Below are 11,847 nucleotides of genomic sequence, written 5' to 3' on the forward strand. Positions count from 1 at the left end.
GCGCGTCCACAGCGGGCTGCTGCCCCTGCGGCCCGGCGGGCTCCTTCGCTGCGTCCACCACGTCCTCGGCTCCGATCCTGGTCCAGCGGGCGACGGCCGGCGGCCGCCACCCGCGTCACACCCCGTGCGTTCTCTCTGTATTGTCCCGTGCGGTGGACCGCCACGCCGTGTGCCGTCCACCGCACGGGCGGGGCATCAGCCCTGCTCGCCGACGACCTCGGGCCCGGCGTCCGCCGCACCCGGGCGGGCGACCAGCTCGACCTGGTCCACCGCGTTGCACCAGCGGCATCGCACCGACTCGACGGTCTCGCTGAGGACCTGGGTCTCCTCGACCTTGGAATCGCCGGCCAGGTCGAAGTGGAGGAACTCGGTCACCCGGGCGGTGCGGGTGACGTCGAAACGGGTCAGGTTTCCGCAGAGCGTGCAGCGCCAGCGCGTCTCGGCGGTCAGAGCGGGGACAGTCATCGGGGGTCCTCTCGGGTGGTCCCTGGACGGGCTCAGGCGCTCCCCCCGGAGCCCCGGCGTCGGCGGCGGGAGGCGGGAAGGCCCGCCCCAAGCCTATTGCCTGGGGCAACCTTCGTGACCACCGGTCACGGCGATCACCGCCTTGGGCCACCTGCCGTAACGACGCGGTCCCGCCCGGTCCGCCGGAGGGATGCTTGGCGGCATGGCGATCCCGGTCCTCGACCACGCCGGTGCGCGCGACGGCCGACCGGCCGCCGCCGCTCCGGCCGTCTGCTACGCGCTGATCGCGCTCAACACCGTGGTCTTCCTGTTCGGGCCGGCCGCCGGACTCAATCCGCTGTACGGGCGCGACCAGGCCCGGGTCTGTGCCGAGCAGCGCTACGAACAGCGCTGGGGGGCCGTGCCGGCCGAACTGCTGGCCGGGCATCCGCTCACCGCCGAACAGCTGGCCGAGGCCCCCGACCCGGTGCCCGGCTGCCCGGCCGCGCCGACCCCGGGGAAGCACCCGGCGCTCTCGGTGCTCAGCGCGCTCTTCCTGCACGGCGGCTGGCTGCACCTGCTGGGCAACCTGCTCTTCCTCCACGTCTTCGGCCCGACCGTCGAACGGCGGCTCGGCCGCCCCCGGTTCGTCCTCTTCTACCTGGCGGCCGGGGCGGTGGCCACCTACGGCTTCGCGCTCGCCGAGGCGCACACGGCGGACTCGACCCGGGTGCTGATCGGCGCCTCCGGGGCGATCTCGGCCGTTCTCGGCGCCTACCTCCGCCTGCACCCGCGGGCCCGGGTCACCACGCTCGTCCCGCTACTGCTCTTCCTCCCGCTGCGGTTCCCGGCCTGGCTGGTGCTCGGGCTCTGGTTCGCCCTGCAGTGGTGGTCGGTCCATTCGGCGGGGCCGGGGGTCGCCTACCTGGTGCACGTGATCGGCTTCGCGGCCGGCTTCCTCTACGCCTGCACCCTGGCCGAGCGCCGCCCCCGGGCCGCCCGCCGCCCGCGACCGTCCGGCTGACGCCCGATACGCTGGCGGCACCTCACAAAGGAGCTCGCACCGTGATCACCGCCATCGTCCTGATCAAGACCAGCGTCGACCGCATCCCGGAGATCGCCGAGGCGATCGCCGCCATCGAGGGCGTCAGCGAGGTCTACTCGGTGACCGGCGGGTACGACCTGGTCGCGATGGTGCGGGTGCGGCGGCACGACGACCTCGCCGAGGTGATCCCCGGCCGGCTCAACAAGGTCCCGGGCGTGGCCCACACCGAGACCCAGATCGCCTTCCGCACCTACTCCCAGCACGACCTGGAGGCCGCCTTCGCGATCGGCCTCGACGCCTGACCCCGTCGGGCGCCCGGCCGGCGCTCCGTCAGGCTCCCCGACGGGTGTCCGCGACGCAACGGCCGCCCTCGTTGCGGTAGTTCCAGGCCGCCCCGTCCGTGACCAGGTCGCGGACGGCGGTCAGGAACCGGTCGATGTGCTCGTCCGGGGTGCCCGCGCCGAAGCTCACGCGGATCGCGTTCAGGCTGCGCTCGCCCGGCAGCGAGGGCTCGGGCGCACCGCACTCGGACGGCGCGACGTCCTCGTCGCCGAGCAGGGTGCGGAGCAGCGGGTGCGCACAGAACAGGCCGTCGCGCACGCCGATGCCGTACTCGGCGGAGAGCGCGGCCGAGAAGTGCGAGCTGTTCCAGTCCTGGACGACGAAGGAGAGCACGCCCACCCGGGCCGACTCCGGGCCGAACAGGTTGAGCACCTTGACCTGCGGGATCTCCGCCAGTCCGGCCTTCAGCCGCTCGACCAGCACGCGCTCGCGGGCCTCCAGCGCGTCGAAGCCGGCCTCGGTGAGGGCCCGGCAGGCGGAGGCGATCGCGTACGCGCCGATCACGTTCGGGGAGCCGGCCTCGTGCCGGGCCGGGCCGGTGTGCCACTGCACGGCGACCGAGCCGTCCTCCTCGCGGGCCACCGTCCGGGTGGCGCCGCCGCCGGCCAGGTACGGCTCGGCCGCGTCCAGCCAGTCGGAGCGGCCGGCCAGCACACCGGCACCGAACGGCGCGTACAGCTTGTGCCCGGAGAAGGCGATCCAGTCCACGTCCAGCTCGCGCACCGAGACGCGGTGGTGCGGGGCCAGCTGTGCGGCGTCCAGCACCACCCGGGCGCCGTGGCGGTGGGCGGTCCGGGTCAGCTCGGCGACCGGCCACAGCTCGCCGGTGACGTTCGAGGCGCCGGTGACACAGAGCAGCTTGGGGCCCTCGGGCGACTCGGCCAGCGCGGCGTCGAAGGCGGCGACCGCCTCGGCGTGCGAGCGCGGGGCGCGCAGGTAGGTGACGGCCAGGCCGGCGTGCGCCCAGGGCAGCAGCGAGGCGTGGTGCTCGGTCTCGAACGCGAACACCCGGGTGCCGGCCGGGACGGCGGCGGCCAGCAGGTTCAGCGAGTCGGTGGTGGCGCGGGTGAAGACCACCTGGTCGCCCTCGCGCAGGTCCAGGAACTCGGTGACGGTGCGGCGGCTCTGCTCGAACAGGTCGGTGGAGAGCTGCGAGAGGTACCCGGCGCCGCGGTGCACGCTGCCGTAGTACGGGGCGTAGGCGGCGACGTCGTCCCAGACCCGCTGGAGCGCCGGGGAGCTGGCGGCGTAGTCGAGCGCCGCGTAGCCGACCTTCTCACCGGTGGCGAGCGGGACCTGGACGTCGTGGCCGAGGACGGCGAGGAGCGGCTGCGCGGCGTCGGTCTGGTCGAGGACGGCGGCCGGGAACTGGGAGGAAAGGGACATGGGGATGCACTCCTTCTACGGGCCTGGACCCCGGGAGTACACCTCGTCCGGCGTCCGCGCTTGTCACGCGGACGGATTGCCGCATGACCCGGTCCTCACCCAGGGCACCCCGCCACGGACGGAGGGTTGCCGGACAGCCAGCTGGGGCTTGATGCTGTCACTCATGACCTGGCGAAGACTCTAGGTCGCGTCCGTCCCGTGGTCAAACACGGGTCCACATCCCGGACGGCCGTCCGGGCAGCGGTCGGCGGACCGGGCTGCGGCCCGGCCGGCCCGGGTCGCGGCCGGGAACGCGAAAGGCCGGCGGGAGACGCCCCGCCGGCCCCTGTCGCCGCATCAGACCCGCGCGGTGGCCTCCGACCAGTGCTTCAGCAGGTCCCGGGCGGCGCCCGAGTCGATCGCCGCCGCGGTCCGCTCCATACCGGCCGCCAGCTGCTCCGACAGCGGCGCGTCGGTCAGGTCGAGTGCCACCAGTGCCGCCGCCGAGTTCAGCACGACGGCGTCCCGGACCGGCCCGTGCTCCCCGGCCAGGAGCCGGCGCGCGACGTCCGCGTTGTACGCCGGGTCCGCCCCGCGCAGCGCCTCGATGCCGACCGGCTCGATCCCGACGTCGCGCGGGTCGAGGACGGTCTCGGTCACGGCGCCGTCGCGGACGATCCAGACCCGCGAGGTGGTGGTGATGGTCAGCTCGTCGAGGCCGTCGTCGCCGCGGAAGACCAGTGCGGTGGAGCCGCGCCGCGCCAGCACGCCGGCGATCAGCTCAGCGAGCCGGGTGTCGAAGCAGCCGATCGCGTGCGCGGTCACCCGCGCCGGGTTGGTGAGCGGCCCGAGGATGTTGAACGCGGTGGGCACCCCGAGGTCGCGGCGGGCCGGGGCGGCGTGCCGCATCGACGGGTGGAAGGTGGCCGCGAAGCAGAACGTCAGCCCGACCTCCTCGGCCACCTCGGCGACCCGGCTCGGCGCCAGGTCCAGCCGGATCCCGAGCTTCTCCAGCACGTCCGAGGACCCGCTCGACGAGGAGGCGGCCCGGTTGCCGTGCTTGACCACCTTGGCGCCCGCCGCCGCCGCGACGATCGCCGACATGGTGGAGATGTTGACGGTCTTCGCCCGGTCGCCGCCGGTACCGACGATGTCCACCGCCGGGCCGGGGACGGACAGCGGCTCGGCGTGCGCGTACATCGAGTCGACCAGTCCGGAGATCTCGTCGACCGTCTCGCCCTTGGCCCGCAGCGCCACCATGAACCCGGCGACCTGGACCGGGGACGCCTCGCCGCTCATGATCCGGTCCATCGCCCAGGCGGTGGCCGAGCGGTCGAGGTCCTCCCCGCGCAGCAGCACCGTCAGGATGTCCGGCCAGGTGCGGACCACCTGCGCGGGGTCGCTACCGCCGTTCGCAGGGTGCGCGTTCACCATGGCTGACTCCAGCTCTCGCTCCCCGGTGTACGGGGATGGACCGTAGGGACGGAGTCAGCCTATCGAGCGGCGGGGCACCGGGGCTCCGCCGTTCACCCTTCTTCTCCCGTAGTGAGACGCGAGGCCCCGGACTCCCCGTCCGGAACGCCCCTCCCGGGAGGCACGGCCCGGCCGCCCCCGGTCCCGGGGGGCCTGCGACCTCCGCGCGCCCGCTAGCGGGCGGCCGGCGTCCGCTTGGCCAGCCGCGCCCGGAGCAGCGTGCCCGCGGCCCCGGCCAGCGCCACCGGGTCCACCGGCTGGGAGATCGCCGCGTCGGCCCGGCTCCAGGCGGCGAGCCAGGAGTCCTGCGGCCGGCCGATCAGCACCAGCAGCGGCGGGCACCCGTAGATCTCGTCCTTCAGCTGCCGGGCGAGTCCGAGCCCGCCGGCCGGAACCGCCTCCCCGTCCAGCACACAGAGGTCCACGCCGCCCTTCTCCAGCGCCTTGAGCACCGCGGGGGTGGTCGCGCACTCCAGGTAGGACAGCTCCGGCAGATCCTCGGCCACCCGGCTGCCGAGTGCCGTGCGCACCTGCTCGCGGGTGGTGCGGTCGTGGCTGTAGACGAGAACGGTCAGCGTCTCGTCTGTCGTGTACGCCATGGGCCCTGCTCCCTCACGTGTGATCCGGACCACGTTCGCCTCTCCCCGGATGCTACTCCCGATCACCGGCCGCCGAGCCACTCCCGCGCGATCCTTCTCAAGCCGCCGCGCCCACGACTGGTCCGGCCGGAGGACAGCGCGTCACCCTCACCCCCTCAGTCCACCCGTACGGCGGACGGGGAGCTTCTCCCCTTACTACCGGAGGGCCCCGAAAGGGTGGTGCGACACGCGGGCAACAGGGTCGAAGGGGCCTTCGAAGAACCGTCAGAAAAGGGACACGCCGCTGCTCAGCGGCGGTCCGGACGGCCCGTCGGCCACCAGGGGGGCATACCGCACGCACCGGACACTCCGAGGGACACCCCCCGACGTGAAGACGGAATAAGGGACCGACATAATGTCCGTCGTGGCGACAGCAACAGCAGTAGAAACCGGGCACGCGCACGGATCGGTCAACCGGCCGAACATGGTCAGCGTCGGAACGATCGTCTGGCTCAGTTCCGAGTTGATGTTCTTCGCGGCCCTCTTCGCGATGTACTTCACGCTCCGCTCCGTGAAGGGAGCCGAGTACTGGACCGAGAAGGCGCACGCCCTCAACGTGCCTTTCTCCTCGGTCAACACCACGATCCTGGTGCTCTCCTCGCTCACCTGCCAGCTCGGCGTCTTCGCCGCCGAGCGCGGGGACGTGAAGAAGCTCCGCTCGTGGTTCATCATCACCTTCGTGATGGGCGCGATCTTCATCGGCGGCCAGATCTTCGAGTACACCGAGCTGGTCAAGAAGGACGGTCTCTCGCTGTCCTCCGACCCGTACGGCACGGTGTTCTACCTGACCACCGGCTTCCACGGTCTGCATGTGACGGGTGGTCTGATCGCCTTCCTGCTGGTCCTGGGACGGACGTACGCAGCCAAGCGCTTCACGCACGAGCAGGCCACCGCCGCGATCGTGGTGTCGTACTACTGGCACTTCGTCGATGTCGTGTGGATCGCCCTGTTCGCGACCATCTACCTGATCAAGTAACCAGCTGATCAGGTCGCTGGCCACCGGCTCCGGGTCCCGCCCTTCTGGGTGACGGCCCGATTTCGCCGGTGGGCGACGCTCCCACCGACCGACCGCGCGCGCAGCCCTAGACAGGCAGCCTCGTGCCGGCCAGACCGGCCGCCGGGTGCACCCACCAGTCGACCAGATCCTGACACCGGGGTTATTCCGTGAAAAAGCTCTCCGCACGACGGCGCCACCCACTGGCGGCGCTGGTCGTCCTACTTCTCGCCCTGGCGGCAACCGGGGGGCTGTACGCCGCGTTCGCGCCCGCCGACAAGGCGCAGGCCGACGTCGCCGCGCAGTCGCTCGCGATCGATGAGGGCAAGAAGCTCTTCGCCGTGGGCTGCTCCTCCTGCCACGGCCTGAACGGCCAGGGTTCGAGCGACGGTCCCAGCCTGGTCGGCGTCGGCTCCGCCGCGGTCGACTTCCAGGTCGGTACCGGCCGCATGCCGGCCCAGCAGCCCGGCGCCCAGGTGCCGGCCAAGAAGAACATCTACTCGCAGGCCGAGATCGACCAGATGGCCGCCTTCGTGGCCTCGCTCGGCCCCGGCCCGGTGACGCCGACCGAGGAGCAGTACACCTCGACCAACCCCGAGGACCTCTCCAAGGGCGGCGAGCTGTTCCGCACCAACTGCGCCCAGTGCCACAACTTCGCCGGTCAGGGCGGTGCCCTGACCCAGGGCAAGTACGCCCCGTCGCTGGAGGGCGTGGACGCGAAGCACATCTACGAGGCCATGCAGACCGGCCCGCAGAACATGCCGTCGTTCCCGGACGGCACCATGCCCGAGGAGCAGAAGAAGCAGATCGTGGCCTTCGTCCGCCACACCACCAACGATGAGCCCAACCCCGGCGGTCTCACGCTCGGCAGCCTCGGTCCGGTGACCGAGGGCCTGTTCGGCTGGATCTTCGGGCTCGGAGCGCTCATCGCGGTCGCGATCTGGGTCGCCGCCCACACCACCAAGGCCAAGAAGTCATGAGCCACGACATGTCAGAAGAGAAGCTCCCGGAGTCCCACGGCTCCGCCGGGCACCACGAGGTGGCCACCCACGGCGATCCGTTCGCCGACCCGGGTCTGCCGGAGCACCAACCGCGCCGCACCGACATCGACGAGCGGGCCGCCAAGCGGGCCGAGCGCCAGGTGTCGCTGATGTTCGTGGTCTCGATGATCGCCACCGTCGCCTTCATCGCCTCCTACGTGGCCATCGACAAGGACAAGATCGTCTACGTCTGGCCGCTCGGACACGTCAGCGCGCTGAACTTCGCCCTGGGCATGACCCTGGGCGTGGCTCTGTTCCTGATCGGCGCGGGCGCGGTCCACTGGGCCCGCACCCTGATGTCGGACGTCGAGCTGCCGGCCGAGCGTCACCCGATCGAGGCCGACGACGAGGTCCGCAACGACGTCATCGAGCAGTTCCGGACGGGCGCCGCGGAGTCCGGCTTCGGCCGCCGCAAGATGATCCGCAACACCCTCATCGGTTCGATGGCCCTGGTGCCGCTCTCCGGTGTGGTGCTGCTGCGCGACCTGGGCCCGCTGCCCGAGGACAAGCTGGAGCACACCGGCTGGCTGGAGGCCACCCCGGCCAAGCCCCTGGCGCTCATCAACATGAACACCAACCTGCCGATGACGGCGGAGGACATCGTGGTCGGGTCGCTGACCTTCGCGATGCCCGAGGGTCTGCACACCCACGACGAGGACTTCCAGCAGCGCATCGCCAAGGACGCCCTGATGCTGGTGCGCATCGCGCCGGCGGACATCAAGGACGAGCAGTCGAAGGAGCTGGGTTTCGAGGGCATCCTCGCCTACTCCAAGATCTGCACCCACGTCGGCTGCCCGATCAGCCTCTACGAGCAGCAGACCCACCACGCGCTCTGCCCCTGCCACCAGTCGACCTTCGACCTGGCGGACGGCGCGCGCGTCATCTTCGGCCCGGCCGGCCACCCGCTGCCGCAGCTGAAGATCACCACTGACGAGAAGGGCTTCCTGGTCGCCACCGGCGACTTCGACGAGCCCGTCGGCCCGAGCTACTGGGAGCGTGCTCGATGAGTAGCGCGAGCCGCACCACTTCCGGTGCCACCAAGCCCGCCAGCACGCGCGCCAAGCCCGCCAACAAGTGGGAGCAGGCGGCGGACTGGACGGACGGCCGGCTGGGGATCTACTCCCTCGCCCGGGCCAACCTGCGCAAGATCTTCCCGGACCACTGGTCCTTCATGCTCGGTGAGATCTGCCTCTACACCTTCGTGATCATCATCCTGACCGGCGTCTACCTGACGCTGTTCTTCAAGCCCTCCATGGGCGAGGTGATCTACGACGGCGTGTACGTCCCGCTCAAGGGCATCCCGATGTCCGAGGCGTACGCGTCGACGGTCGACATCAGCTTCGAGGTGCGCGGCGGTCTGCTGGTCCGCCAGATCCACCACTGGGCCGCCCTGGTCTTCGTCGCGGCGATGCTCGTGCACATGATGCGCGTCTTCTTCACCGGCGCGTTCCGCAAGCCCCGCGAGATCAACTGGGTCTTCGGCTTCCTGCTGCTCGTCCTGGGCATGTTCGACGGCTTCTTCGGCTACTCGCTGCCGGACGACCTGCTCTCGGGCACCGGCATCCGCTTCATGGAAGGCGCGATCCTCGCCGTCCCGCTGGTCGGCACCTACATCCAGATGTTCCTGTTCGGGGGCGAGTTCCCCGGCCACGACATCGTGCCGCGCTTCTTCACCATCCACGTGCTGCTGATCCCGGGCATCATGCTGGGCCTGCTCGTCGCCCACCTGATCCTGGTCTTCTACCACAAGCACACCCAGTGGGCGGGCCCCGGCAAGACCGAGAAGAACGTCGTCGGCATGCCGCTGATGCCGGTCTACATGGCCAAGGCCGGCGGCTTCTTCTTCCTGGTGTTCGGTCTCATCTCCGTCATCTCGGCGATCGCCACGATCAACCCGATCTGGGCGTACGGCCCGTACCGGCCGGACCAGGTGTCGACCGACGCCCAGCCCGACTGGTACATGGGCTTCTCCGAGGGCCTGATCCGCATCATGCCGGGCTGGGAGATCAGCCTCTGGGGCCACACCCTGAACCTGGGTGTCATGGTGCCGCTGGCGATCTTCCCGATGGTGCTGGCCGCGATCGCGGTCTACCCCTTCATCGAGGGCTGGATCACCGGCGACAAGCGCGAGCACCACATCCTGGACCGCCCGCGCAACGCACCGGTCCGCACCGGTCTGGGCGCCGCCTGGATCAGCCTCTACCTGATCCTGCTGATGGCCGGTGGCAACGACCTGTTCGCCACCCACCTGCACCTGTCGATCAACTCGGTCACGTACTTCGTCCGCGTGGGCATGTTCGTGATCCCGGTGCTCGTCTTCATCATCACCAAGCGCTGGTGCCTCGGCCTCCAGCGCCGTGACAAGGAGAAGGTGCTGCACGGCCGCGAGACCGGCGTCATCAAGCGCCTGCCGCACGGCGAGTTCATCGAGGTGCACGCCCAGCTGCCGCAGAAGGAGCTGCACACGCTCACCGCGCACGAGCAGCAGCAGCCGTTCGAGCTGCCGGCCGCGACGGACGAGAACGGCGTGGCCCGCAAGGCCAACGTCATCACCCGGACCCGGGCGAAGCTCTCCCGCGGCTTCTACGGCGAGGGCAGCCAGATCTCCAAGCCCACCGCCGAGGAGCACCACGAGATCACCAGCGGCCACGGCCACCACTGATCCCGTACGCACCCCGCGTCACCCCCGAGGGCCGCTGACCAGAGTTCATCTGGTCGGCGGCCCTCGGGCTGTTCCGCCCCGACCCGACCGATCCCGACCCGCCCGAACCTCAGGAGCCCTTCCGTGCAGCTGTCCGTCGACCCGGCCTCCACCACTCCCCCGTACGAGCAGATCCGCGCCCAGATCTCCGGGCAGGCCCGCAGCGGCGAGCTGGCGACCGGGCTGCGGCTGCCCACCGTCCGGGCGCTGGCCGAGGAGCTGGGGCTGGCCGCCGGGACGGTCGCCCGCGCCTACCGGGAGCTGGAGGCGGACGGCGTGGTGGAGACCCACGGCCGGCGCGGCACCCTGATCGCCGCGGTCGGCGACGCCTCGCACCGGCTGGCCGCCGCGGCGGCCGCCGAGTACGCCGAGCGGGTCAGGCGGCTCGGGCTGCCACTGCCGGACGCCCTGGGGGCCGTGGACACCGCGCTCCGGCTGGCCTACCGCGACGGGGCGGGCGAGGGCTGAGGAGGGCCCCGGCGGGCCCCTCAGAGCTGCGGGGCGATCATCCCGGTGGCGGGGGCCCGGGTGACCGGCGCGGTGGTGCTGACGGGCTGCCCGAGGGCGCTGTGCCCGACCCAGTCCGTCCAGGCGATGTTCCAGTCCCCGAAGCCGTTGCCGAACGACTCCATGCCCTTGCCGCGGCTGTTCACCACCGTCACCAGGTCCCCCACCCTGGTGTTCTGGTAGAACCAGCGGGCGTTCTCGGTGCTCATGCCGGTGCAGCCGTGGCTGACGTTCTCGACCCCCTGAGCGCCCACCGACCAGGGCGCCGCGTGCACGTACTCGCCGCTCCAGGTGACCCGGGTCGCCCACTCGACGTCGAGGTCGTACGACTCCTCGCTGCCGGCCGCTATCCCGATCGTCTCGCCGCTCATCCGGACCTTGCGCTCCTGGCCGAGCACCACCTTGACGCCGTTGCGGGTGTCGAACCCCGGCTTACCGGTGGTGACCGGGATCGTCCGGACCACCTGGCCGTCACGCTTCAGGGTGAGTTCGTGGGCCGCCGCGTCCACCACGGTCTCGACCCGTTCGCCGATCCGCAGCGCCAGGGCGGCCCGGTCGCCGCCGTACAGGCCGTCCGCGATCCGGCTGCCGGTGCCCTCGAAGGCGAGGCTGACGGTGGTGCCGGTCGGCCAGTACTGCTCCGGGCGGAAGTGCAGGTTCCTGTCGTCCACCCAGTACCAGCCGCCGGTGACGGCCGGCTGCGAGGTGACGGTGAGGGCCCGCTCCACCTCCTGGCGGGCCTGCGGGTCCTTCACCGCCTCGGAGAGCTGGACGGTGAGCGGCTGGCCCACCCCGTAGACGCCGCTGCCGGAGGAGTCCGGACCGAGCTTGGCGGCCAGCAGCCGCTGGGCGGCGACGGTGGCGAACCCCGCGGTGGTCTCACCGCGGCCGCCCTTGCCGTCGTCGGCGGCGATCCGGACGGTGTACGTGGTGGCGGCCTTGAGCCGCCCGGTGGTCTGCCAGCTGCGCTGGTCCTCGGAGAGCCGCCCGGCGACCACCCGGCCGTCCGGGCCGACCACCGTGACGTCGGTGAGCCGGCTGCCCTGCTCGGCGGTGACGGTGACCGGCTGGGACGGGTCCACCTGCTCGGTCGCCGAGAGATGGACCAGCCGCGCGGCGTCGACCGTACGGACGGTCCCGGCGAGGTCGTCGCCGCTTCCGGACGTGCAGCCGGCCAGCGGGGCCAGCACTGCCAGGGCCAGCGAGATGCCGCCGATACCCGCGATTCCGCGCCTGTCGGCCATGACCGCCTCCGGGGGTTCGCACGATTGATCAGATCGTAGGAACCGGTCCGGCCG

The 11,847-nt window shown here is 71.5% G+C and carries 12 protein-coding genes and 1 riboswitch; of the genes, 7 read left to right on the top strand and 5 right to left on the bottom strand.

Annotation, left to right across the window (positions count from 1 at the left end; all coding sequences use genetic code 11):
• Nucleotides 1-195: 195 nt before the first annotated feature.
• Nucleotides 196-465: a hypothetical protein gene (locus ACFWOG_RS00695; protein ID WP_329952005.1), complete on the bottom strand. Its 270-nt coding sequence runs from the start codon at nt 463-465 to the stop codon at nt 196-198.
• Between the two features lie 202 nt (nt 466-667).
• Between ACFWOG_RS00695 and ACFWOG_RS00700 the strand changes: the two genes are divergently transcribed.
• Nucleotides 668-1,468: a rhomboid family intramembrane serine protease gene (locus tag ACFWOG_RS00700; RefSeq protein WP_380353418.1), complete on the top strand. Its 801-nt coding sequence runs from the start codon at nt 668-670 to the stop codon at nt 1,466-1,468.
• A gap of 41 nt (nt 1,469-1,509) precedes the next feature.
• On the top strand, nt 1,510-1,791 hold the full coding sequence (locus ACFWOG_RS00705) for an Lrp/AsnC ligand binding domain-containing protein (protein WP_327676407.1): 282 nt from the start codon (nt 1,510-1,512) through the stop codon (nt 1,789-1,791).
• Nucleotides 1,792-1,819: 28 nt separating this feature from the next.
• Here the strand turns inward: ACFWOG_RS00705 and ACFWOG_RS00710 are convergent, their stop codons facing one another.
• From ACFWOG_RS00710 to ACFWOG_RS00720, 3 genes are all read right to left on the bottom strand, one after another.
• Nucleotides 1,820-3,217 (bottom strand): aminotransferase class V-fold PLP-dependent enzyme, encoded by a 1,398-nt coding sequence (locus ACFWOG_RS00710; RefSeq protein WP_329882194.1) that lies wholly within the window; start codon nt 3,215-3,217, stop codon nt 1,820-1,822.
• Between the two features lie 51 nt (nt 3,218-3,268).
• A riboswitch (SAM riboswitch) is annotated at nt 3,269-3,386 on the bottom strand.
• A gap of 167 nt (nt 3,387-3,553) precedes the next feature.
• Nucleotides 3,554-4,630, bottom strand: a complete 1,077-nt coding sequence (gene trpD, locus ACFWOG_RS00715; protein ID WP_329952004.1) for an anthranilate phosphoribosyltransferase — start codon at nt 4,628-4,630, stop codon at nt 3,554-3,556.
• Nucleotides 4,631-4,842: 212 nt separating this feature from the next.
• Nucleotides 4,843-5,268 carry a hypothetical protein gene (locus ACFWOG_RS00720; protein ID WP_329882196.1) on the bottom strand — a complete coding sequence of 142 codons (426 nt, stop codon included), beginning with the start codon at nt 5,266-5,268 and terminating at the stop codon, nt 4,843-4,845.
• 394 nt (nt 5,269-5,662) lie between these two features.
• Here ACFWOG_RS00720 and ACFWOG_RS00725 point away from each other — a divergent pair, with 394 nt between their 5' ends.
• The 5 genes from ACFWOG_RS00725 to ACFWOG_RS00745 all read left to right on the top strand — a co-directional run bounded on the left by ACFWOG_RS00725 (nt 5,663) and on the right by ACFWOG_RS00745 (nt 10,510).
• A complete protein-coding gene (locus ACFWOG_RS00725; RefSeq protein ID WP_329882197.1) occupies nt 5,663-6,283 on the top strand; it encodes a heme-copper oxidase subunit III in 621 nt (206 codons plus the stop codon).
• A 188-nt stretch (nt 6,284-6,471) separates the two neighbouring features.
• Complete coding sequence (locus ACFWOG_RS00730; RefSeq protein ID WP_329882198.1) at nt 6,472-7,281, top strand: c-type cytochrome; 810 nt, start codon at nt 6,472-6,474, stop codon at nt 7,279-7,281.
• A gap of 8 nt (nt 7,282-7,289) precedes the next feature.
• Nucleotides 7,290-8,348, top strand: coding sequence for a Rieske 2Fe-2S domain-containing protein (locus ACFWOG_RS00735; protein WP_329951441.1), 1,059 nt, complete (start codon nt 7,290-7,292; stop codon nt 8,346-8,348).
• Nucleotides 8,345-10,003 carry a cytochrome bc complex cytochrome b subunit gene (locus ACFWOG_RS00740; protein WP_380353422.1) on the top strand — a complete coding sequence of 553 codons (1,659 nt, stop codon included), beginning with the start codon at nt 8,345-8,347 and terminating at the stop codon, nt 10,001-10,003. The genes ACFWOG_RS00735 and ACFWOG_RS00740 overlap by 4 nt, the downstream gene beginning before the upstream one ends.
• A gap of 123 nt (nt 10,004-10,126) precedes the next feature.
• The gene (locus ACFWOG_RS00745) at nt 10,127-10,510 is read left to right on the top strand and encodes a GntR family transcriptional regulator (protein ID WP_329881674.1); all 384 of its coding nucleotides are present in this window, start codon (nt 10,127-10,129) and stop codon (nt 10,508-10,510) included.
• Between the two features lie 20 nt (nt 10,511-10,530).
• Here the strand turns inward: ACFWOG_RS00745 and ACFWOG_RS00750 are convergent, their stop codons facing one another.
• Nucleotides 10,531-11,793, bottom strand: coding sequence for an Ig-like domain-containing protein (locus ACFWOG_RS00750; protein ID WP_329949885.1), 1,263 nt, complete (start codon nt 11,791-11,793; stop codon nt 10,531-10,533).
• Nucleotides 11,794-11,847: the final 54 nt, after the last annotated feature.

Source organism: Kitasatospora sp. NPDC058406, from assembly GCF_042722765.1.
Lineage (GTDB): Bacteria > Actinomycetota > Actinomycetes > Streptomycetales > Streptomycetaceae > Kitasatospora.

What these genes read in the sequence shown, in the direction of transcription:
- ACFWOG_RS00735 (WP_329951441.1), top strand. Translation starts at nt 7,290, where the DNA reads ATGTCAGAAGAGAAGCTCCCGGAGTCCCACGGCTCCGCCGGGCACCAC.
- ACFWOG_RS00740 (WP_380353422.1), top strand. Translation starts at nt 8,345, where the DNA reads ATGAGTAGCGCGAGCCGCACCACTTCCGGTGCCACCAAGCCCGCCAGC.
- ACFWOG_RS00710 (WP_329882194.1), bottom strand. Translation starts at nt 3,217, where the DNA reads ATGTCCCTTTCCTCCCAGTTCCCGGCCGCCGTCCTCGACCAGACCGAC.
- ACFWOG_RS00750 (WP_329949885.1), bottom strand. Translation starts at nt 11,793, where the DNA reads ATGGCCGACAGGCGCGGAATCGCGGGTATCGGCGGCATCTCGCTGGCC.
- ACFWOG_RS00695 (WP_329952005.1), bottom strand. Translation starts at nt 465, where the DNA reads ATGACTGTCCCCGCTCTGACCGCCGAGACGCGCTGGCGCTGCACGCTC.
- ACFWOG_RS00725 (WP_329882197.1), top strand. Translation starts at nt 5,663, where the DNA reads ATGTCCGTCGTGGCGACAGCAACAGCAGTAGAAACCGGGCACGCGCAC.
- trpD (WP_329952004.1), bottom strand. Translation starts at nt 4,630, where the DNA reads ATGGTGAACGCGCACCCTGCGAACGGCGGTAGCGACCCCGCGCAGGTG.
- ACFWOG_RS00720 (WP_329882196.1), bottom strand. Translation starts at nt 5,268, where the DNA reads ATGGCGTACACGACAGACGAGACGCTGACCGTTCTCGTCTACAGCCAC.
- ACFWOG_RS00700 (WP_380353418.1), top strand. Translation starts at nt 668, where the DNA reads ATGGCGATCCCGGTCCTCGACCACGCCGGTGCGCGCGACGGCCGACCG.